Genomic DNA, 22452 nt, shown 5'->3' with positions numbered 1-22452 from the left:
GGTGGTTTTTGTATCAATTACTTTTTACGTCTGAACATAGTTAGCATTATTATTGCACTTATGATTTTTATATCATTTGAATTACAGTTAAACTTTTATAGAATAGCTCGTATAACGAATTGGGAAACTGACGCCGTAAACCTATTTATGATGATTCTCCATGTTTTAGGTTTCATATTATTGATAACAGTTCTGCTCCTAGTAAACGGCAGGTGGCTCCAATACAGAAAGAGCAGATATATTTCTTCTTTCCTGTGGTTTCCATATTTGATTTTTTTCATTCTTTTGTTCGCTAGTATTTTTCCTATAACCTACAGGGGAGATGACCCATCACCTGCAACAGCGTTTATCATTATTGGACAACTAATTATCTTTCCTTTCTTCCTCGCTTTTATATTTTTTATTGGTAAAGCTATATCTACGGAACCTGAATATGTATTATCTAAGGAGTGAAAATATTGGACACATGGAAAAAGCTAAGCTCATCCTATTTGTACCAGTCACCGTTTGGCAATTTACGAAAAGACAAATGCGAGTTGCCCAATGGTCAAATAATTGAAGATTATTATGTAAATGAATACGATGATTGGGTAAATGCTATTGTGCTTACAAAGGAACAACAAATTGTATTAGTAAGTCAATATCGCTATTCAGCTCAAAACATATTTTTAGAGATTCCTGCTGGAAAGCCAGAAGGGGGAGAAAGCTATCAGGAAGCAATTTTAAGGGAAGTTCAAGAAGAGACGGGCTACTCAACAGACCGAGAACCTATATTATTGGGCCAATTTTACGTAAATCCGGCAACTCAAACCAATAAGGTATTTACCTATCTGCTTCTAGATGCTTATCATACTAGTGGTCAGCAGCTCGACCCTACAGAATTTATAGATGTTCATATTTATAACTGGAATGAAATGGGTTCATTGATCGTGAATGGAGAGATCCAACAACTTTTTACAGCTCATGCCTACTATATGGCTTTATCTTATTTAAAGGAGAAGCCCATTAGATGATAAAGGGTTATGCCACCAGAGAAAAAACATTAAATTATTTAAATAATCATGAGTCAAAATATAGAGAAACTACTTGGTTTTATTGCTCGCCAATTGCAATCGGGACACATTTAGGCGATATGACAAATGAAGATTCCGAGCTGTATGAAAAAACAATTAAATACTGCCTCAGAAATGGTGTGAATTTTATTGATACCGCTCTAAATTATCGTGGTATGAAATCAGAGAAAGATATAGGGAAAGTGCTAGAGTCGCTAATAACAAACAAAGAACTTGATAGAAGTGAGTTTGTCATCTCAACAAAGGCGGGCCTAATTCCAGGTGATATAGATGCGGGTCTTGTTCCAAGTGACTATCTAAAATATGTGCTCTTAAAAAATGAAATCATTCAAGAAAAGGAAATACAGACAGTTGCACATCAAAAGCACGTACTTACTCCAAGCTATTTTCAGTTTGCACTAAATCAAAGCAGATCACACCTTGGTTTGGAGACAATTGATATTTATTATTTACATGTTCCGGAAATTTCTATGAAAGTTCTTGGAGAAGAGGCGTTCTACAAAATGCTTGAAGAATTATTTTATTTCTTTGAGCAACAAGTAAAAAAGCAAACTATACGATTTTACGGTTTGGCTACCTGGCTGGGTTTAATTACAGATAGTGATGAGAAAGGCTATATATCTTTAGAAAAAACGGAAAAAATAGCGAGAAAGGTAGGAGGGCTTAGCCATCATTTTAGATTTATCCAAGTGCCCTTAAATAGTTCCTTACCTGGAGCAAATAATAGGAAAACTCAATCAGTTTCAGGGATAGCGCTGACAGTTTTAGAAGCTGCTAGGGATCTAGATATTCACGTTACGACCAGCGCACCATTTAACCTAGGTAAAGATGTGGAAAACACAGATGATATCTTGCGATTCCTAATGAATACAAAAGACATATTGTCAACAATGGTTGGAATGAAACGAGTAAACCACGCCAAGGAAAACATTGCAACTTACAAATGAACTTTTATTCATTAGGAGGATAAATTGAAAGCCTTAATTATTCAAGTATTGTATTTGTTGTTACCTATTGTCGTCGGATTGTTTGTCGTGCAAATGTTTATCGAATTTTCCAGTTGGTCCTATTTAGAATATGGCGTGCTCATTGCCCTCTTTGCTTTAAAAATTATCTGCTTAAAGATTAATAATCTTCTTATGACTAGTTTCTTTTTTGTTGGCACTCTATTATTTTCCATATTCATCGGAGGAAGCATTTGGTTGAACTATGCAGAGGAGCCTTATCAAGAGATAACTCCTTCATCTAAGATAACAAATACAGGAGAGAAAGAAATAGGAAGCATATTCCATATTTTCTTTAATAGCCTCATCCAAAAGGATATAGAAAAGAAAAAAATTGCGAATATTTCTTATTATTTTGCAGAAGAAAATATAGCCTCTGTGAATGAGTACTCCTCTCTTTTAGAGAAAGAAAAGGCTAAACTTGATCTGATTTTTGGAAATGAAGTGAAGGACCCTTTATCGATTGAAATATATAATGATCCAGCTGCTATTAAGGAAATATCGCCAGGAGCGGTAGGTTACTATAAGCGCATGGATCAATCAATACATCTTATGAAAATGGACGAGGAACAAAGATGGGAAAGAATATTATTACATGAATATACCCATTATCGTATTCACCAGTTCGCTAAAATCAATGGATTAAGCAGCAAAATGGAGCATCTACCTTTTTGGTTTATCGAAGGGCTGAGTGAGTACGTAGGATATCAGGATAGAGTTATCGACCCGAACATATTAAGTGAAACAGTGGATTATCGGTTAATAGACACAAACAAAACAATACCATCTAAATTAGAGCATTATAAGGTGTACCTTCAGGGATACTTTACAGTTAAAAAACTGGATAGTTTGTATGGTACTGAAGTTTTAACGGAGTTATTATTATCTAAGTCATTAGATGATTTTTATAAAAATTTTGAGAAGACTACGGGAAAGAGTACAATAGATTTTCAACAAACCCTTTTAGTAAATTTATAAAATTAAATTAAATGGTTTGGAAATAAGGAGCCGAGACAATAGTCACGGCTTCTTTACATTAATGCTTTTAAGAGGATTGTTTTTTAATTTTGCTTGTTCATGGTTTAAAAGCCATTCTTTTCTCCATAGCCCACCTGCGTAACCTGTCAACTTTCCTCCAACGCTAATGATTCGATGACAGGGTATAACGATAGGCAACCTATTTTTATTGTTCGCACTCCCAACAGCTCTAACCGCACGGTCATTACCTATAGATTGAGCAATATGTTTGTAGCTTGCAGTTGTGGCATATGGAACTTTAGTAAGTGCCTTCCAAACAGATTGTTGAAAATCAGTACCTTCAAAAATATATGGAAAAGTGAAGTCCATCCGGTCTCCATAAAAGTACTCATGCAATTGTTTAACGCATATATGAACTACAGCAGGATGATTGTCATCCAATTGAAAATCTGTCTCAGTTCTTTCGGTAAAGTGGATGGCATAAATAGCCTCCATCGTACTTAAGATTTCTAATACTCCAATCGGTGATTGAAAGTCTACTCTATGCATTATAATGACCTCCAAAGATAAAATGTAGCGTAAGCCTGCCAGCCTTCCCAATTCATAGCCAATTCTTTTAGTTCAGCCATAGTAGGTTTACGGTCTAAGTTTAATTGTTTTTTTAAGGCGTTATGCAAGCCAACATCGGAAATAGGGAAAGCAGTGGGCTCTTGTAGGCTTTTCATTAAAACATAGTCTGCGGTCCAAGGTCCAATTCCTCTAATAGATGTTAAAAACAAATGCTTTTGTTCGAATGTCTTTTGTTTAAGTACTAAATCCTTCGATAACTTTCCCTGTAGAATGAGCTGAGCGATTCCTATAATATACTCTGCTTTTCTAGCACTAAATTGTAGCAGTTTTAAATCCTCTACAGTTAAAGATGCAACTATTTCTAATGAAGGAAAAACATAATATTTGTTACCTTCATACTCTAACGATTCTCCATATTTTTCTACTAAGCGCTTCTTTAAAGTGTAAGCAAATGTTAAATTGATTTGCTGACCTATAATAGCCCAACTTATTGCTTCAAAAAAATGGGGAATACCAACTATACGTAATCCATAATAACTTTGAACGATTGGACGTAAAATAGGATCATTATTAGCAAGTTCATAAAAATCTCTCAAGTCCTTCTCCAAATCAAACCATTCACTAATAAATGTAGTAACTTTTTTAACTTGTATAGTAGATGGTTGAGTAAGAGGGAATTTGACAATTATATTTCCTGGTTGCCACTCAATTATGAACAAAATGAGTTCATCATCCATTTTAAGTAGCTTATAAATGGAATTGTCGATAACTCTGTACAACCATTCTTGTTCAGGTTTCATTAAATGCTTCAGACATTCAGCGAAACTAAAGTCTTGTGGAGTTGGAATGCTCAGTTGACTTAGTTGTACTTTTTCATTCATACTTGCATCATCCTCCATTGTTTACGAAATTCACTTGGGGAACTTTGAAAAGAATTTCTAAAGGCTTTATAAAAAGTAGAGGTGCTTTGAAATCCAGTTTGCAAGCTTATTTCTAAGTTTGAGGCATTTGTATGCTTCAGTAAATGGGCTGCCTTTTCTATACGAATCCTTTCTAAGAGCTGGCGGGGACTCTCTGATGTAACCTTTTTAAATACACGCTCTAAATGGAAAGGGCTGACTCCCATATGTAATGATATATTTTCTAATGTTAAGGGTTGTCTATAATTATTAGTTAAAAAAGAAATGACCTGCTCGACTAAGTCCTCTTGAGGAGCTAGTAGTAAATCAGGCTTACATCGTTTGCATGCACGAAACCCTGCTTTTTCAGCTTCTGACTTAGTTTTGTAGAATACTACGTTTTCCTTCTTGGGTTTACGGGATTTGCAGGATGGCCTACAATAAATTTTTGTGGTTTTAACAGCAGTATAAAAATACCCATCATAATTATGATCACACGCTATTATCCTTTGCCACATTTCCTCAAAGGATAGATTTATTTTATCCATTAGTTTCCTCCTCCATTAATTTTACAAATATAAGAAAGAGCCTCAATCTTTTATCGCCATTATAGAAAAACATGAGCAATATTGAAACACAACAATTTTATACTTTTCAAACAATAAGATAGATTTTTTTCCTCTAGCAGGACACTTTTCTTATAGAGTTACCGAATGCCTCTAAGCTCTACAAAAACTATATAGCTAAATAAACTTAAGTGAAAAGTACTATTTATTTTTGATTAAACTAACGGTTCTTCCCAATTGGTTTTCTTGGTAAACATGGAGCATGCGGTTACTTAAATATCATACCATTTAAATTTTTCCAAAAGTAATCTTCATTTGTTTTACCATATCAAATAATTATGTAAGAATCGTCTTATTTCTTGCGCTTATGGTCTAAACATAATTTTTTCTTTTAGTTTTCAGAATTTTTCGTTGACTTAAATTTACAAAAATATTAATCTGTAATAAATACATTACTATTTTTAGTTTTACGTTTAAAAATGGTTATATGTTTTCGTCTCTATCTTTTATAAAAGGAGGATTTAATTTTCTTTACTTTTAATATAGATAAGTTTAGTAGTTTGCTTGTTATTTGTAACTGATTTTAAGAAAACGTTTTAACGTTGTTATGACTAGTTTTAGATAAGCATAGCTTGAATAAAGGAGGATTTTAGTTGAACGTAGTGCTAACTTCTGAAGAAGAACAACAAAAAATGTTTCAGTTTTTGGAGCGTATTCATTCAGGAGATAAAATTGAAGCAGACGATTGGATGCCAGAGGAATATCGAATAACTTTAATAAAATTAATTTCTATGCATGGAATGAGTGAAATAATGGGAGCATTACCTGAAAAGGAATGGGTTCCGCGAGCACCTTCCCTGTCTAGAAAACTTGGTATTATGGCTAAGGTGCAAGACGAGATGGGGCATGGTCAGCTCTTACTTCGAGTTACAGAGGATTTGCTAAAACCCTATGGAAAAAATAGAGCTGATTTGATGCAAGATTTGTTCAATGGAGACTTGAAGTTTCATAATGTATTTCATATGGAAACCAAGACATGGGCCGATGCTGGAATTATCGGCTGGCTTGTAGACGGAGCTGCAATCATAACTCAAACCAATATGCTTAATGCCTCCTACGGCCCTTATGCTAGAGCGTTACAGCGGATTTGTGCTGAAGAGGTATTCCATGCTCAGCACGGAGAATCTATAATTATGGCCCTCGCTGAAGGAACAACCGAGCAAAAAGAAATGATTCAAGAGGCACTAAATCGGTGGTGGGAGCCACTTCTTATGTTTTTTGGCCCGGCCTCTAAAGAAACCACTGGATCCTCTAAACAGGATTTGACGATTAAATACAAAATAAGAACTAAAACAAATGAAGAATTCAGACAACTTTTTTTTGATAAATACATTCCTCGTATTTTATCGTTGGGATTAACTGTACCTGATTCAACGTTAAGATTTGATAGAGAGAGCAACAATTGGATATATCAACAACCTGATTGGAACGAATTTAAGAAAGTCATAAAAAATGGTGGTCCTAGATCAGAGGCACGTCTTAATCTTAGAAGAACCTCTTACGAAAATAACGCCTGGGTAAGAGAGGCGCTAAGTGCTACGGTAAGCTATGGGAGGAACAAATAACAATGAACGAAGAAAAGAGCTTTTATCAAGAATATGAAATCTTTAGCAAACGTACTTCAAGCTCTGCATTTCAACACCAATTTAGTCTGCTAGCTCCTAATGAACAAATGGCTTTTATAATGGCTCAGGAAAACTTCATGAGACGGGAGCCTGTAGCAGACATTTGGATTGTCAATCGAAAGCATATTCGCAAGATAGAAAATGAAGAGAAGCAAACACTAGCCAGATTGGACAATAAAGAATATCGCACAACAAAAGGCTATGGTTATCTAAAGAAAAAATGGCGCCAATACGAGCAACAAATTTTGGATGAAAAAGAAATACTATCGTGGGGAGGAGATCGTAAATGAGTGAGGAGATGAGCCAGGAATATAAGGACGCTACGCAGAGTCTTCTTTTTCAACTGGCGGATGATGATTTTATGTTTGCCTATCGTGGTTCTGAATGGCTAGGCCTCGCACCTCACATAGAAGAAGACGTTGCCTCCTCTTCTATTAGCCAGGACAGCATGGGGCATGCTGCCATGTATTATAAACTTTTAGAAGATTTCGGAGTAGGAAATGCAGACCTTCTTGCTCACCTTCGGCCTACTTCCACTAGGAAAAATAGTGTTCTTACAGAAAGAGCTAACGGTAAGGGAACATACATGGAAACCCCACAATACGATTGGGCCTTACAAGTTGTTAGAAGTTATTTTTATATATCGGCTAAAAAAATCAAAGTAGATTCCTTGTGTGCAAGTTCATATGTACCGTTAGCAGATATAGCCTTGAAGGTAAAAATGGAAATTTTTTATCACCTGTTACACTGGGAAATATGGTTCAAACAATTATTATCCTCAACGGATGTTGCCAAAAAGAAAATGATGCATGCAATCTTACAAGTGAGTGATGACTTTTCCGATTTTTTTTCATATGGCATAGATAAAGAGATTATAGAAAAACATCACCTAATTGAAACTGAGGAAATTTTAAAGGAAAGATGGAACAAGAGATTATCTCCCATTTTTGAGTCTCTTCAGATTGAAAAGCCTAATATTCCGATTATACCTAAGAAGAACGGGCGAAATGGAGAACATTTAAAAGACTTGGATGAAGCGCTTAAAACTCTTTCAGAAGTATATAGTATTGATCCAGCAGCATCTTGGTAAGGATTAAATGGAGAGAGGTGACAAATGTGTTAAAAAGCTCAACTGTTACTAAAGAGTCCATATTGGAAGTTCTATATCAAGTAATGGATCCAGAAATAGATTCTGTAAGCATAGTGGATCTCGGTATGATTGAAGAAATTATTATTGAGGAAGAAGCAGTAAAGGTCCATTTACTTCCCACATTTTTAGGGTGTCCTGCTTTAGATATCATCAAAGGAAATACAAAGGCTGCTTTAGAGAATATTTCTGGAGTAGGAAAGACTGAAGTAGATTTTGTTTTTCATACTCCTTGGACATCGGACCGAATAACAGAGCAAGGGCATGCCAACTTAAGGAAGTTTGGAATATCACCTCCTCCACTATTTAAGGAAGGGGAAAATTCATGGGAGGTTGAATGTGCCTATTGCGGATCTACTTATATATCCATGGAAAATATATTTGGTCCAACCGCCTGCAGAAGCATCTTATATTGTAAAAGCTGCAAAAATGTATTTGAAGCAATGAAACCTATTTCTACATTTATGTAAAGGAGGAAATCCAATGGCTAAATTGATAGCGATGTATAAACACCCAGAGAACAAACAGGAGTTTGATGACCACTATTTTAAGGTTCATGCTCCTATTACAGAACAAATTCCAGGCTTAAAGGAGATGAAGGTCACAAAATTTACGAATTCTCCAATGGGTGGAGACCCTAAATATTATTTAATGTGCGAGATGATATATGATGATTTAGATTCCTTGAAAGCAGGATTAAATTCTCCTGAAGGAAAAGCATCAGGTAAAGATTTAATGGGGTTTGCAGGAAACTTGGTAACTCTTATGATAGGTGAGGATTCTTAATGGTTTACCGATTCATTGAAACTAGAATGAAGAACCAAGTTGGGATAATTGAATTGAATAGACCCGAACGGCTTAATTCCTTAAATAGAAAAATGGTTAGTGAAATATTAGAAGCATTACTAGCGTTTGAAAGTCATGAAGACATTCGAGTTATAGTCCTTACTGGAAATGGGAAGGCCTTCTCAGCTGGTGCTGATATTGAAGAAATGATGGGCGATAATCCTATTAGTCTAGAATTATTAGATCAATTCTCTGATTGGGATCGATTAGCAACTATTAAAAAACCGATTATTGGGGCAGTAAAGGGCTATGTCTTTGGGGGTGGATTCGAGCTTGCTCTAGCATGTGATCTCTTAATAGCTGCAGCTGGGACAGAGTTTTCATTTCCTGAGGTAGGGCTTGGAGTAATGCCTGGCGCTGGAGGTACGCAAAGACTTACTAAGTTAGTAGGAAGAACAAAAGCCTTGGAATGGCTATGGACCGGAAAGCGGATCTCAGCAAATACAGCTTTGAACAATGGCATTATCAATAAAATTGTAGCGAGTGAGCTACTAATGGAAGAATCAATGAAGTTGGCTACCATTCTTGCTTCACAACCACCTATTTCTTTGCGACTTATAAAAGATTCTGTGAACAAGGCAATAGATTACTCACTCCATGAAGGGATGCAGTATGAAAGAAAAAACTTTTATTTACTATTTGGCACAGAGGATCAAAAAGAAGGAATGAGTGCGTTTGTTGAAAAAAGAAAACCAAATTACCAAGGGAAATAGGGAGGAGTGAATATGTACGAGTCCATTAAATATTTTGTGAAAAATAATGTAGCTTGGATTGTCTTAAACAGACCAGATAAGCTCAATGCATTTAACGCTAAGATGAATGAAGAGTTAAAAGCTGCATTTAAAACCGCGTCTTCTTCGGAAGAAGTACGTAGTATTCTCTTGACTGGAGAAGGTAGAGCCTTCTGTTCTGGACAGGATCTAACTGAAGTGGATGCTCAGATGGATTATGGAAACCTATTAAGAGAATCGTATTATCCGATGCTAAGACAGATTAGTTTATGCGAAAAGCCAATTGTTGCAGCGGTAAACGGGGTGGCTGCTGGTGCCGGCTTTAGTTTGGCCTTAGCCTGTGATTTCCGTCTAATTTCCGAAAAAGGTAGCTATTTAAATGCTTTTATCCATGTAGGTCTCGTACCAGACTGTGGGAATATGTATTACTTATCTCAGTTAATAGGCGTAGCTAAAACATTAGAACTCTCAATTTTAGGTGAAAAAGTTTCAGCTCAGCAGGCAATTAACCTAGGTTTAGCCAATAAAATTATTGAGGTTCAGGAGTGGGAAGATCAGTTAACATATTTTGCTGAACATTTAGCTAGCTTGCCTTCTAAAGCAGTTGCCCTTATAAAACGTTCAATGAAAGCGATTACAGAAATGCCTTTAGAGGAGTATCTAGAATTTGAAGCACAATCACAGCGAATAGCAGGACAAACCAATGATCATCTGGAGGGTATCGAAGCTTTTTTAGAAAAAAGAAAACCTGTTTTTTCAGGAAAATAAGGAGTGTCTTATTCATGACAACTATTAAAGACGATAAAACCGAAAAAGAGTCTCTAAAAAGAGCATTTTATCATTTAATAATAAATGGAGAAAAGATGAAAGGCTCGAAGGGTGAAACAATTAAAACCTTTAACCCAGCTAACGGAGAACTTGTAGCTGAGGTTGCTAAGGCTACCAAGGAAGATGCAGAAAAGGCAATTGCAGCAGCGCGTAACTCTTTTGATCACGGTAAGTGGAAAATGTATCCTATAGGTCGCAGAGCACAGATTTTAAATAAAATTGCTGCAATTATGCGCTCTCGCTTCAATGAGTTAGTGGAGCTAGAGATTTTAGATACTGGAAAGACGCTTCACGCTGCTCAAGGTCAAGTAACCCAAGCTATTGAGGATTTTGAGTTTTATGCGGGTGCAATTGTTGGACACCGAGGTTCTGTCAATAATGTGCCAGGTCAGTTTCATAACTATACAGAAAAAGAACCTGTTGGAGTTTGTGCACAAATTATACCTTGGAATTATCCACTGATGATGGCTGCATGGAAAATAGCGCCAGCAATAGCTGTAGGCTGTTCTGTTATCGTGAAGCCAGCATCTTTAACTCCATTAACCGCCATAATACTAGGTGAAATTTGTTTGGAGGCAGGTGTTCCACCAGGAGTTGTCAACATTGTCCCTGGTTCAGGCTCAGAAATTGGAAATTATTTAGTAGAGCACGCCGAAGTGGATAAGGTTGCTTTTACAGGGTCTACCCCTATAGGGAAAGACATTATGGGAAAAGCTTCTGAAAGCTTGAAGCGGGTAACTCTAGAACTTGGAGGAAAGTCCCCCAGTATAGTGTTTGCTGATGCGGATATTGATGCAGCTGTTGATGGCTCTTTATTTGGGATTTTTTATAATTCAGGTCAATCCTGTGAAGCTCGTTCTCGCTTGTATGTGCAAGAAGATATTTATGAAGAGTTTGTAAGTAAGTTTCTAGAAAAGACAAAAAGACTTCAATTAGGAGATCCTTTTGATAAAGGAACAAATGTTGGTGCTATTATAGACCAAACACAGTTGGATACGATAAATGGATATGTTCAATCAGCGATAAAGGATGGGGCAGAGATTATAGCAGGAGGCCATACATGTTCTCCAAAAGGATTTGAGAATGGTTTTTGGTTTGAGCCGACTATAATTTCTAACGTAAATCACGAGATGAGCGTAGTAAAAGAAGAGATATTTGGGCCGGTTGTGGTCGTAATGAAATTTAAAGATGAAAAAGAAGCGATTAAATTAGCTAACGATACTACTTTTGGACTTGGCTCTGCTATTTGGTCAAAGGATGGAGCAAGAGCTACAAGAGTTGCTAATCAGATCAAGGCAGGTATAGTAATGGTGAATTGTCCGTTTTCAGCATTTCCAGGAACTCCTTTTGGCGGATACAAGCAATCAGGCTTTGGACGAGAGCTTTGCATCGAAACGTTAGATCTGTACACAGAAACTAAGAGTATCTTATCTTACTATGGAAGCCGTCCATTAAATCCTTTGGGGCTTTAAAGAAATACATTAAAAGGGCGGGAGCTTAAAGATGGTTCCTGTCTTTTTTCTACATAAACAAAATGGGGAGGTGCTGTTTTTGGTTAAACATATAGTTGTTGTAGGCTCCGGTGTAATGGGACGAGGAATTGCCTATGTAGCAGCTCTGTCTAATTATGAGGTGACAGTTGTCGACAACAATCAAGTAGCCTTAGAACAAGCTAAGCAAGAAATCGAGGCTTTATTTGAAAAAGGTATTGAAAAAGAAAAACTAACTACTGAAATGGCAGAAAGATATTTATGTAACCTTAGTTATGAATTAGAACTTACTTTAGCGGTGCAAGGAGCTGATTTAGTAATAGAAGCTGTTCCTGAGAAAGCTGCAATTAAGAGAACAGTGTTTGAGACAATAGAAGAACATGCTAAAGCAGAATGTTATTTTGCGACTAATACCTCTACTATGAGCCCAACAGAAATTGCATCCTTCGCTAAACGTCCCGATAAGACAATTGCTATGCACTTTTTTAATCCAGTACATAAAATGCCATTGGTAGAACTAGTGAGGGGGCTAGAAACTAGTGATGATACCGTGGAAATTATAAAAAAAGTTGCTAAGCAGATGGGCAAGGAAACGGTGGTAATTAAAGAGTTTCCAGGGTTTATTACTAGTCGAATAAGTGCGCTTGTTGGTAATGAAGCATTCTATATGCTTCAGGAAGGCTTAGGTACTCCGGAAGAAATTGATAAAGCCATTAAATTAGGCTTGAATTACCCAATGGGACCTTTTGAACTCGGTGATCTTGTTGGATTAGATACTCGACTAAATAATTTAAAGTATTTACATGAAAAGCTTGGTGAAAAATATCGGCCAGCGCCTTTACTTGAACAATACGTTAAAGCTGGCCGGCTTGGAAGAAAGACGGGCAGGGGTGTTTATAGTTATACAGAAGAGGGAGAGTGAAATAAGAAATGAGAGAAGTTGTAATTGTAGATGCTGTACGCACTCCTATCGGTAGGTATAATGGATGTTTAAAAAGTATACGGCCAGATGATTTAGCATCCTTTGTTATAAAGGGACTTATAGAAAGAAATAAAGGACTTCCAGTCGATCAAATAGAAGAAGTTATTTTAGGAAATGCCAACCAAGCTGGGGAGGATAATCGTAATGTAGCGAGGATGGCTTCGTTACTCTCAGGACTACCGTTAGAGGTTGGTGGCACTACAATTAATAGACTTTGTGGTTCAGGTTTAGATGCAATACTTTATGCAGCTCGAGCAATTGCAGTAGGAGATGGTGATATATATATTGCCGGCGGAACAGAGAGTATGACTCGTGCTCCTTACGTAATGGCTAAGCCTACGAAAGAATTTCCAAGAGGAGATATGGAGCTTGTAGATACAACGATTGGATGGCGATTTATAAATCCATTGTTAAAAGAGTTGTATGGAACTGATTCAATGCCAAAGACTGCTGAGAATGTTGCTGTGAAGCACAGAATATCTAGGGAGGATCAAGATATCTTCTCCTTTGAAAGTCAACAAAGAGCTAAAAACGCGATGGAGGATAATCGTTTTTTAAATGAGATAATTCCTGTGAGGTTTACAAATCATAAAGAAGAAGAAGTATTGGTTGTGGCCGACGAACACCCCCGACCAGAAACAAGCTTAGGAAAGTTAAAAAAATTAGCTCCTCTTTTTGAGGGTGGTACTGTGACAGCAGGAAATGCATCTGGTGTTAACGATGGTGCGGCTGGGTTACTTCTAATGAGTGCAGATAAAGCAAGGGAATTAGACTTAAAGCCTATTGCAAGATATGTTGCTGCTGCAACTATCGGTCTAGAACCAGCTCTCATGGGACTTGGACCCGTATTTGCAACAAGAAAGGCTTTGAAACGTGCAGGTTTAAAAATAGAGGATATCGGATTAATAGAATTGAATGAAGCATTTGCTTCTCAATCACTGGCATGTATAAGGGAACTAGGGCTAGATCCACAAATCGTTAATGTAAACGGAGGTGCAATTGCACTCGGACATCCCTTAGGTGCTAGTGGAGCAAGAATTGTGACCACACTTATTTACGAGATGAGAAAAAGAGAAACAAAATACGGCCTCGCTACGATGTGTGTAGGTGTAGGTCAGGGAATTTCAGCAATATTTGAAGGTATTCAGTAAGTCCGAATAAAAATACAAGAACATCTCTATGTGCGTTTGACGTACCGTTTGTAAGAGATGTTTTTCTAATGCCTAAATAAACTAATGATTTTATTTTTATATTCACCCTAACAATAATTCGTACTATAAAATATGTAGTATATTTCTAGATTAAATGCTTTAACAATAAAATTTGTTTAATCTATATGAGGTTTATAAATACAGAAAATTAAATTATTTTCAGGGAAATAATTAGTATATCCTTATAACAAAATAGTGAAATAATTTAGAATTTGTGATATATTTCTAGTAGGTAAATTAGAAAAGAGTGAATGATAGTATGTCTAACACACAGTCAATGATCTTTACGATATATGGCGATTATATAAGACACTATGGCAATAAAATATGGATCGGTAGCCTTATTCGCCTTCTCAAGGAATTTGGACATAATGAACAATCAGTCCGCGTAGCTGTCTCTAGAATGATGAAACAGGGATGGTTAGAATCTGAGAAAGTAGGAAACAAAAGCTATTATTTTCTTACCAAACGAGGTAAATTAAGAATGGAAGAAGCTGCGAATCGAATCTTTAAGCTGATGCCCAATGAATGGGATGGTAAATGGCGCATATTAATGTATACAATTCCTGAAGAAAAAAGGCAGATACGTGATGAGCTTCGTAAGGAGTTGTTGTGGAGCGGATTTGGCAGCTTCCAAATGGTTGTTGGATATCTCCTAATAATCTAGATAATGAAGTAGAATTTTTAATAGAGAAGTATGATATAAATGAATATGTTGATTTTTTTGTTTCAGAATATAAAGGTCCAAAAGAGAACAAGGCTTTGGTGGAAAAAAGCTGGCCACTCTTAGAAATAGAAGCAAGATATAAAGAGTTTATAACCACTTATAGCCAACAATATATAGTTCATCAAAGTATGATGAATGATAAGAAAATGTCATTAGCTGAATGTTTTGTAGAAAGGACTAGATTAGTTCATGAATATCGGAAGTTCCTATTTATTGATCCGGGTCTTCCAAAGGACCTGTTACCTGAAATATGGAGTGGTAATCATGCTGCACTTTTATTCGAGCAATATTATAAATTACTGGCACCTTCAGCAAGCGAATTTTTTGAAGAAGTTTTTCAAGCAGATAATGACCTTCAACGAAAAGATGTAAAATATGATGCTAACTACCACCCACTTTTAAAGGAATAGTGCTTGAAAACCGAATCTTAATAGGTTCGGTTTTAGTTATATAAGATATGAGGAGGAGAATAATGAAAAAATGCTGTATTTTTGATATGGACGGAACGTTATTTCAAACAAACTTAATATTAGAGCCTGCATTAGAAAAAACTTTTAATATGTTAAGAGAGCAAGATTTATGGAACGAAGATACGCCAATAGAAAAGTACCGAGAAATTATGGGCGTTACACTTCCTACCGTTTGGAAAACTCTTTGCCCAAAGCATTCTAACGAAATTCGAGAAAAGAGTAATGAATATTTTCATAAACAACTAATCGCCTTGATCAAAAACAACGAGGGTGCACTCTATCCACATGCAGAAAAGCTTTTAATGACTTTAAGCAAGGACTACGAGGTGCTCATCGCTAGCAATGGACAGGAAGAATACTTGAAGGCAATAGTCGAAACATATGATCTGGAAAAGTATATTAAGAAAGTGTATAGTATACAAACTGTTGCATCCGGCAATAAATCGGAGCTAGTAGAAAGAGTATTGAAAGAAAATCAAATTACATCAGGATATGTAATTGGTGATCGCTCATCGGATATAAATGCAGCGAAAGATAATAACTTGATCGCAATTGGAGTTGAATTTGACTTCTCTCAGCCAGAGGAACTGGAGAAAGCAAACTATATTGTAAAGGATCTTAGAGAGGTTCTTGAATTTACTTTATAATTCCGAAGCTATGACTAATTAAAATACATAACGTTTGTTAGAAACTTTTTTAATAGTAGTTCGTAAATTAATTTAAAATATAAGGGCCTACGAAAGAAGGGTATTTTACATGAGTGAGCGATGGAAGCGTAAAAAAGAAAAGAGAGCAGAAAGAAAACGTCAACAAGATAAATATACTTGGGCAGATGTTTTTGGGGACATTTTTTTCTGGATTCCTGAACTATTTTTTTTACCTTTTCGTTTATTGTTTTGGATACTGCGAGGTCTTGTTAGGGCATTAGGGAATCTTTTTGACGGAATATAACGGCGCACTAAAAGCAGGGGAAAAAAATCCCCTGCTTTTAGTTTTAACTCATAACTGACCTTGTTTTTTATGCAACTTTAATTGAAAATAATTTGATAACTAGTTATACCAAATTATTTTCAAATATTTCTCGGTAGTCATAGCCTTTTTGTACATAGGTGTCTATAGATAGCTGAATTAGCTCTATATCTTTGTCATTTAACTCTCTTACTACTTTTCCAGGCGAGCCAACGATTAAAGAGCGTGGAGGGAATTTCTTGCCAGAAGGAACTAAGGTGTTTGCCCCTACAATACATTCTTCACCAATCTCGGAATGATCTAAAATAGTAGAGCCCATTCCTATAATAGATCGCTTACCAACCCTGCATCCATGGAGAATAACATTATGTCCGACAGTTACTTCATCTTCTATAATTACTGGCGCGTCTTCATACAAATGTATTGTCGAATTATCCTGTATGCTACATCTCTTACCAATAGTAATAGGTGCCTCGTCACCCCGTAATACGGCATTGAACCAAATAGTAGACTCATCTCCTATTCGTACATTTCCAATTATTTTAGCTCCTGGTGCAATCATGGCTGTACCACTTATACTTGGGGTGTGCCCTTTAAACGAAATAATCAAATAATTCACTCCTTTTTTAATTTTAACAATTGTCATTCTACTAATTATAATATAACATATTTTAATAGGGGTGGATAAAAAATGATATACGTTTGTAAGATGTTAGATATTACTTTTCCTATTATTCAAGGCGGAATGGGGAACATAAGCAATGCACAGCTTTCATCTGCAGTGACTGAGGCAGGGGGATTAGGGACCATTGGATGTGGAACGATGTCTCCAAGTGAAGTAGAAGAAATAATTTTAGAAACAAAGAAAAGAACTTCGAAAAATTTTGCAGTCAATATTGCAATTAATGTTTCTCCTTATGTGGTTCAGCTTATTGAACTTGTTATAAAACATAAAATTCCTATTGTTACTCTTTCTGCCGGAAACCCTGCCCCTTATATACCTATATTGCATAAACACGGTATTTTAGTAATGGCCTTAGTAGCTTCTGTTAAACACGCACTTAAAGCAGAACAGGCAGGGGCAGATATTTTAATTGCTGAGGGATTTGAAGCAGCAGGTATTAATTCTAATTTAGAGCTGACTACTTTTACCTTGGTACCCCAAATAGTTAAACAAGTGAAATTACCTGTTATAGCAGCAGGGGGGATCGGGGATGGAAAGGGGTTAGCAGCAGCGATATCGCTTGGTGCAAGTGGAGTACAGCTTGGAACTAGATTGATTACAACAAAAGAAGCTCCATTTCATGAAAATTATAAAAAACGACTGCTTGAAGCTGGGGATGTAGATACAATACTGGTTGGTCGTAGTGTGGGGAGGATACGAAGAGTATTAAAAACTCCATATGCTAGTAAAATTATTGATCTTGAAAAACGTGGGATGACTATTCAGGATTATGAGAAAAGCATGACGGAGTCGCATCATAAACGGGGTGCAATAGAGGGAGACCTGGAAAACGGTTTTTTAAACAGTGGTCAAATCGCTGGTTTAATAGATAACATACCTTCCGTTGAAGAGCTGTTCAATAAAATGATACTAGAAGCAGAACATAAATGGCAAGAAGCATTAGAGGAACTTAAAATGCTAACAAGGGAAAGATAAAAACGCCGACAATATGAAGTCGACGTTGTTAATTTCTCTGTTTAAAGGCCTCAAGTGTTTTTAGTTTATGATTCCTTGCATATTCCTCAATTTGCAAGCTGCTTGCATTGCTCTCCATTAATTTTATAAGGTATGCATGTTCCTCGATTGACTGAGGTGTTCTCTTAGGGTAGAAGGTAAAGCCTGCCTGTCTTACTATATCTAAACGTCCCCAAGTCTCTTCGATATTCTTGATTAGTAATTGGTTTGGACAGAACGAGTAAATATGAAAATGGAATTCTCTATTTAGTGCTCCTAGTTTGTCCAATTCATAGTTTTCAAGCATAGTTTGCATCTCAAGGTTTATTTCTTTTAATTTTGAAAGGCCATGAGCAGTGATATTGGTTGCACTAATTGAAGTAGCATAGCCCTCCAATAATGCGAGTACCTCCAAAGATTCCTGATATAGTCGGTTATCAATTCCTTTTACTATTGCACCAACATTTGGCCTGAATTCAAGTAACTGTTCTGATTCTAGTTGATGGATTGCTTCCCTAACTGGGATATGACTAGAGCCGACCTCCTTTGCAATTTGGTTAATGACGATTCGTTGTCCAGGGCTGTAAGTACCATCTACAATTCTTGTTCTAATCACTTTGTACGCGTATTGACGTTTATTCATAATAGTATCCATAATAAACGAATTGTATATCATTTGATATATGAAATCAATAAATAAAAAAGATATTTCAGATAATTATATAATCAGATAATATATAAAATTCAGATAAGATATTGTAATAATATATAAAATGATATATGATATTTGTAAATATTTAACGCAAGTTCTCCTAAATAAGTTTAAAGAAAGGAGATTTATTTTTTAGTAAGTGTAAGCGCTTCCATTAAGGCTGTTTTCTTTTTGAGTTAAACAACTTACAGAGAAGGTGAACAATTTGTTAAAAGGATTAGAGATTGGGAGGAAAGAAAAAATACAAATAACAGTTTCAGAGAGGATGTTTGCTGCTTTTGAAGGAGAGGTAGTCCATCCTGTCTATTCGACTGTTGCTATGACATATCATATGGAATGGGTATCGAGGAAAATCATTTTACCCTATTTAAATGCAAATGAGGAAGGAATGGGAGCCGCAGTAAAAATAAAGCATACTTCAGCTGCTCCATTCGGAAGCACTATTATTATAACGGCAACTGTTACAGAACTTCGAGACAATAAGGTCATAACCACCGTGGTTGCAGAGAACGAAAAAGGTACTGTTGGTCTTGGTGAGGTAATTCAAGTAATTTTGTTAAAAGATACGATAAAAACAAAGTGGAAAGAGGCTTCCACTTGAGGATACATTCTAAAGATTCCTAAGGAGGAACGGATTTAATGCTAGCTGAAAGCTTATCAATGACAAAAGAATTTGAGCTTTTCGATCGAATGGCTTCCCATGAACAGGTTGTGTTTTGTAATGATCCTGCTACGGGCTTACGAGCAATTATTGCTATTCATAATACTGCACTTGGGCCGGCGCTCGGTGGTTGTCGTATGCAACCCTACAACAGTGTGGAGGAAGCATTAGAAGATGTTCTTAGACTTTCAAAGGGTATGACTTATAAATGTGCTGCAGCTGATGTAGACTTTGGCGGAGGAAAAGCAGTTATCATTGGTGATCCTAAAAAAGATAAATCACCTGAGTTGTTCCGTGCTTTTGGTCAATTTGTAAATTCACTTGGAGGACGGTTTTTTACAGGAACTGACATGGGAACTACTATGGAAGATTTTATCCATGCGATGAGAGAAACAAATTTCGTAAATGGACTCCCCAAGGCTTATGGTGGTGGTGGTGATTCCTCGATACCTACAGCATCCGGAGTACTCTATGGATTAAAAGCAACTAATTTCACGCTTTTTGGAAACGAAGAACTCGGCACTAAAACTTATGCAATTCAAGGTTTAGGAAAAGTAGGCTATAAAGTTGCTATAAGCTTACTCGAGGAGGGCGCTAACATTTTTGTCTCTGACATAAATAATGAAAGTCTCCATGCTATTGAACTAGCTTCATCTGATTTAAAGGGAACATTGAAAATTGTACCTAATGAAGAAATTTACTCGGTTGACGCCGATATTTTTGTGCCGTGTGCATTAGGGGGCATTATTAATGATATGACCATTCCTAAGTTGCAAGTAAAGGCTATTGCAGGTTCAGCGAACAATCAATTGCTAGCAGATCGCCATGGCATAATGCTTAAAGAAAAAGGAATATTATATGCACCTGACTATATTGTAAATGCAGGTGGTCTTATTCAAGTTGCTGACGAGCTTTATGGCATTAATCATGAACGTGTTCTAGCAAAAACGAAGCAAATATATCATACCTTATTAGAAGTATTTAAGGAGGCATCCCTTACCGGAAATACAACAGATGAAGCGGCAAATGCTATGTGTGAAAAGCGTATTGAGAATAGAAAAACTCGCAATAACTTTTATTCAGCACCACTTAAACCAAAGTGGAGTATCCGTAAATAAGTGATTGGAGGGAAGTTAAGTGAACCAAAATTATCCTATGAAGAAAATAATAGATGAAAAAGGCCATCTTCTGAATGAAAGCTTTAATGAGCAAATCGAGGAAGGTTTGGTAAAGGAACTTTATTTTCATATGCTCAGAATTCGAACTTTTGATCGAAAAGCAATTAACTTGCAAAGACAAGGCCGCTTAGGAACCTACGCTCCTTTCGAGGGGCAAGAGGCTTCACAGGTAGGAAGTGCACTTGCTTTAAAGGAAGAAGATTGGGTTTTTCCCACCTACCGAGATCATGGAGCAACTTTAACATTTGGTAAAAGTATGGCGAAAACATTCCTTTATTGGAATGGGAGATTGGAAGGGTGTGTATCACCTAAAACAAGGAATATTTTCCCTCCAGCAGTGCCGATTGCTACTCAGCTTCCTCACGCAGCAGGTGCTGCATGGGCAGAAAAGAGAAAGGGTACACAAAATATTGCTATTGCTTACTTTGGTGATGGGGCTACTTCCGAGGGTGATTTCCATGAAGGTTTGAACTTTGCTACTGTTTTTAAAGTACCTGCCATCTTCTTCAATCAAAATAACGGTTTTGCAATTTCTGTTCCTACTGAGAAACAAATGAATTCCGAAACTATTGCTCAAAAAGCAATGGCATATGGTATGCCCGGTGTTAGAGTTGATGGGAACGACTGCTTCGCCGTTTATTTTGAGACGCAAAAAGCAATTGAATATGCAAGAGCAGGTCATGGGCCTACTCTAATAGAGGCGGTGACTTGGAGAAAAGGGGCCCATACTACTGCAGATGATCCCTCTAAATACAGAAATGCTTCACAAGGAGAAAATATAGTAGATCCCATATATAGATTTGAGTTATTTATGAAGAACTATGACTATTGGAATGAAGAATGGATACAAGCAACTAAAGAGGAAATTAGCAACGAAATAGACGCTGCAATAGAAGAAATGGAAAACTTTCCGCCACCTAATGTTGAAGATGTGTTTAATCATGTATTTGCTGAAATGCCTGATCAATTAGTAGAACAAAAAGATGCATATCTTGCATATTTAGGGAGGCAATAATTTATGACGCAACTAAGACAAACCAGTGCTACTAAGGAAACAGCGAAACAGATGACATTAATTCAAGCTATAAACGATGGAATGAGAGTCCTTTTAGAAGAGGATGAAAGGACAATTGTGCTTGGTGAGGATGTCGGGAAAAATGGAGGAGTTTTCCGTGCTACAGAGGGCCTACAAGAAATGTTTGGTGTTGATAGAGTAATAGACACACCACTTTCTGAGTCAGGAATAATAGGAGCTTCTATCGGCTTAGCTGTAAATGGTTTTAAACCTATAGCAGAAATTCAATTTTTAGGCTTTATTTATCCAGCATACGAGCAAATAATGACCCATGCTTCGAGAATTCGAATGAGATCTATGTCGCGTTTCACAGTTCCTATGGTAATCAGAGCACCTTATGGAGCTGGTATTCGTGCACCTGAAATCCATTCTGATAGCACAGAGATTTTATTTACTCATATGCCGGGAATCAAGGTTGTGTGCCCATCAAGTCCCTATGATGCAAAGGGCTTACTGATAGCAGCGATGGAAGATCCCGATCCAGTGCTTGTATTAGAACCAATGAAAAATTATCGCTCCATAAGAGAAGAAGTTCCTTTAAACAAATATAAGGTGGAAATTGGTAAAGCCAAGATTATACGTGAAGGGACAGATGTTACACTCATTGCATGGGGAGCAATGGTATCTGTTGCAAAAAAAGCTGCTGAGCTAGCAGACAAACAAGGAATACAATGTGAAATTATAGATCTCCTGACACTTTATCCAATAGACAGGAAAGCAATTGCCGATTCCGTACAAAAAACAACCAGAGCGGTAATCATTCATGAGGCTCATCCTACAGGTGGGTTAGGCAATGACATAGTGACCATTATAAATGATACCTCATTCCTTTATTTAAGAGCACCAATTGAGCGAATTACAGGTTTTGATGTACCGGTTCCTTTCTTTACTTTAGAAGAACATTATCTACCTACCCCTGCAAGAGTGCTTGAGGGGATTGAGAAAGTAATTCATTTTTAAGGAGGGAAATGA

The 22452-nt window shown here is 36.7% G+C and carries 25 protein-coding genes and 1 pseudogene; 21 read left to right on the top strand and 5 right to left on the bottom strand.

The window, feature by feature from the left end; all coding sequences use genetic code 11:
* Positions 1–449: 449 nt before the first annotated feature.
* The 3 genes from MKY94_RS11060 to MKY94_RS11050 are packed head-to-tail and all read left to right on the top strand — an operon-like array spanning position 450 to position 3055.
* The gene (locus tag MKY94_RS11060) at positions 450–1013 is read left to right on the top strand and encodes an NUDIX hydrolase (RefSeq protein ID WP_318245405.1); all 564 of its coding nucleotides are present in this window, start codon (positions 450–452) and stop codon (positions 1011–1013) included.
* Positions 1010–2020, top strand: coding sequence for an aldo/keto reductase (locus MKY94_RS11055; RefSeq protein ID WP_151109657.1), 1011 nt, complete (start codon positions 1010–1012; stop codon positions 2018–2020). Before MKY94_RS11060 ends, MKY94_RS11055 begins: the two co-directional genes overlap by 4 nt.
* A gap of 24 nt (positions 2021–2044) precedes the next feature.
* Positions 2045–3055 carry a collagenase gene (locus MKY94_RS11050; RefSeq protein ID WP_151109659.1) on the top strand — a complete coding sequence of 337 codons (1011 nt, stop codon included), beginning with the start codon at positions 2045–2047 and terminating at the stop codon, positions 3053–3055.
* Between the two features lie 42 nt (positions 3056–3097).
* Here the strand turns inward: MKY94_RS11050 and MKY94_RS11045 are convergent, their stop codons facing one another.
* The 3 genes from MKY94_RS11045 to MKY94_RS11035 are packed head-to-tail and all read right to left on the bottom strand — an operon-like array spanning position 3098 to position 5072.
* The gene (locus tag MKY94_RS11045; RefSeq protein WP_191963852.1) at positions 3098–3604 is read right to left on the bottom strand and encodes a methylated-DNA--[protein]-cysteine S-methyltransferase; all 507 of its coding nucleotides are present in this window, start codon (positions 3602–3604) and stop codon (positions 3098–3100) included.
* Positions 3604–4506 (bottom strand): DNA-3-methyladenine glycosylase, encoded by a 903-nt coding sequence (locus MKY94_RS11040; protein ID WP_191697175.1) that lies wholly within the window; start codon positions 4504–4506, stop codon positions 3604–3606. The genes MKY94_RS11045 and MKY94_RS11040 overlap by 1 nt, the downstream gene beginning before the upstream one ends.
* Positions 4503–5072, bottom strand: a complete 570-nt coding sequence (locus MKY94_RS11035) for an Ada metal-binding domain-containing protein (RefSeq protein ID WP_151109663.1) — start codon at positions 5070–5072, stop codon at positions 4503–4505. Before MKY94_RS11035 ends, MKY94_RS11040 begins: the two co-directional genes overlap by 4 nt.
* 710 nt (positions 5073–5782) lie before the next feature.
* Here MKY94_RS11035 and paaA point away from each other — a divergent pair.
* The 13 genes and pseudogenes from paaA to MKY94_RS10970 all read left to right on the top strand — a co-directional run bounded on the left by paaA (position 5783) and on the right by MKY94_RS10970 (position 16158).
* Positions 5783–6715, top strand: coding sequence for a 1,2-phenylacetyl-CoA epoxidase subunit PaaA (paaA, locus tag MKY94_RS11030; protein ID WP_340845153.1), 933 nt, complete (start codon positions 5783–5785; stop codon positions 6713–6715).
* A gap of 2 nt (positions 6716–6717) precedes the next feature.
* Positions 6718–7065 carry a 1,2-phenylacetyl-CoA epoxidase subunit PaaB gene (gene paaB / locus MKY94_RS11025; protein ID WP_151109667.1) on the top strand — a complete coding sequence of 116 codons (348 nt, stop codon included), beginning with the start codon at positions 6718–6720 and terminating at the stop codon, positions 7063–7065.
* On the top strand, positions 7062–7865 hold the full coding sequence (paaC, locus tag MKY94_RS11020) for a 1,2-phenylacetyl-CoA epoxidase subunit PaaC (protein ID WP_191963853.1): 804 nt from the start codon (positions 7062–7064) through the stop codon (positions 7863–7865). Before paaB ends, paaC begins: the two co-directional genes overlap by 4 nt.
* Positions 7866–7891: 26 nt before the next feature.
* Positions 7892–8392 (top strand): 1,2-phenylacetyl-CoA epoxidase subunit PaaD, encoded by a 501-nt coding sequence (paaD, locus tag MKY94_RS11015; protein ID WP_151109669.1) that lies wholly within the window; start codon positions 7892–7894, stop codon positions 8390–8392.
* Between the two features lie 13 nt (positions 8393–8405).
* The gene (locus tag MKY94_RS11010; RefSeq protein WP_144536207.1) at positions 8406–8708 is read left to right on the top strand and encodes an EthD family reductase; all 303 of its coding nucleotides are present in this window, start codon (positions 8406–8408) and stop codon (positions 8706–8708) included.
* Positions 8709–8734: 26 nt separating this feature from the next.
* Positions 8735–9481, top strand: coding sequence for an enoyl-CoA hydratase-related protein (locus MKY94_RS11005; protein WP_229654066.1), 747 nt, complete (start codon positions 8735–8737; stop codon positions 9479–9481).
* A 12-nt stretch (positions 9482–9493) separates the two neighbouring features.
* Positions 9494–10267 (top strand): enoyl-CoA hydratase-related protein, encoded by a 774-nt coding sequence (locus tag MKY94_RS11000; protein WP_144536211.1) that lies wholly within the window; start codon positions 9494–9496, stop codon positions 10265–10267.
* A gap of 14 nt (positions 10268–10281) precedes the next feature.
* Entirely contained in the window at positions 10282–11799 is a 1518-nt protein-coding gene (locus MKY94_RS10995; RefSeq protein WP_151109672.1) for an aldehyde dehydrogenase family protein, read from the top strand.
* A gap of 79 nt (positions 11800–11878) precedes the next feature.
* The gene (locus MKY94_RS10990) at positions 11879–12739 is read left to right on the top strand and encodes a 3-hydroxyacyl-CoA dehydrogenase (protein ID WP_151109674.1); all 861 of its coding nucleotides are present in this window, start codon (positions 11879–11881) and stop codon (positions 12737–12739) included.
* Positions 12740–12747: 8 nt separating this feature from the next.
* Entirely contained in the window at positions 12748–13950 is a 1203-nt protein-coding gene (locus MKY94_RS10985) for an acetyl-CoA C-acyltransferase (protein WP_151109676.1), read from the top strand.
* A gap of 319 nt (positions 13951–14269) precedes the next feature.
* Positions 14270–15147: pseudogene (gene paaX / locus MKY94_RS10980) on the top strand (phenylacetic acid degradation operon negative regulatory protein PaaX).
* 62 nt (positions 15148–15209) lie between these two features.
* Positions 15210–15854 (top strand): NIF family HAD-type phosphatase, encoded by a 645-nt coding sequence (locus tag MKY94_RS10975; protein WP_151109678.1) that lies wholly within the window; start codon positions 15210–15212, stop codon positions 15852–15854.
* Positions 15855–15963: 109 nt separating this feature from the next.
* Positions 15964–16158: a hypothetical protein gene (locus tag MKY94_RS10970; protein ID WP_144536223.1), complete on the top strand. Its 195-nt coding sequence runs from the start codon at positions 15964–15966 to the stop codon at positions 16156–16158.
* 103 nt (positions 16159–16261) lie between these two features.
* Here the strand turns inward: MKY94_RS10970 and MKY94_RS10965 are convergent, their stop codons facing one another.
* On the bottom strand, positions 16262–16738 hold the full coding sequence (locus MKY94_RS10965; protein WP_225216031.1) for a gamma carbonic anhydrase family protein: 477 nt from the start codon (positions 16736–16738) through the stop codon (positions 16262–16264).
* A 129-nt stretch (positions 16739–16867) separates the two neighbouring features.
* Between MKY94_RS10965 and MKY94_RS10960 the strand changes: the two genes are divergently transcribed.
* Positions 16868–17836: a DUF561 domain-containing protein gene (locus tag MKY94_RS10960; protein ID WP_144536227.1), complete on the top strand. Its 969-nt coding sequence runs from the start codon at positions 16868–16870 to the stop codon at positions 17834–17836.
* 28 nt (positions 17837–17864) lie between these two features.
* Here the strand turns inward: MKY94_RS10960 and MKY94_RS10955 are convergent, their stop codons facing one another.
* Positions 17865–18509, bottom strand: coding sequence for a GntR family transcriptional regulator (locus MKY94_RS10955; protein ID WP_151109682.1), 645 nt, complete (start codon positions 18507–18509; stop codon positions 17865–17867).
* A gap of 262 nt (positions 18510–18771) precedes the next feature.
* Between MKY94_RS10955 and MKY94_RS10950 the strand changes: the two genes are divergently transcribed.
* From MKY94_RS10950 to MKY94_RS10935, 4 genes are read left to right on the top strand one after another with little or no spacing between them, the layout of a single operon-like run.
* Positions 18772–19167, top strand: coding sequence for a thioesterase (locus MKY94_RS10950; protein WP_151109684.1), 396 nt, complete (start codon positions 18772–18774; stop codon positions 19165–19167).
* Positions 19168–19205: 38 nt separating this feature from the next.
* Entirely contained in the window at positions 19206–20345 is a 1140-nt protein-coding gene (locus MKY94_RS10945) for a Glu/Leu/Phe/Val dehydrogenase (RefSeq protein ID WP_305076190.1), read from the top strand.
* A gap of 19 nt (positions 20346–20364) precedes the next feature.
* Complete coding sequence (pdhA, locus tag MKY94_RS10940; RefSeq protein WP_151109685.1) at positions 20365–21420, top strand: pyruvate dehydrogenase (acetyl-transferring) E1 component subunit alpha; 1056 nt, start codon at positions 20365–20367, stop codon at positions 21418–21420.
* A gap of 3 nt (positions 21421–21423) precedes the next feature.
* Positions 21424–22440, top strand: a complete 1017-nt coding sequence (locus MKY94_RS10935) for an alpha-ketoacid dehydrogenase subunit beta (protein ID WP_151109687.1) — start codon at positions 21424–21426, stop codon at positions 22438–22440.
* Positions 22441–22452 lie beyond the last annotated feature (12 nt).

Source organism: Psychrobacillus sp. FSL K6-2843, from assembly GCF_038626375.1.
Lineage (GTDB): Bacteria > Bacillota > Bacilli > Bacillales_A > Planococcaceae > Psychrobacillus > Psychrobacillus faecigallinarum.
This window is presented reverse-complemented; position numbering and strand designations above follow the sequence as displayed.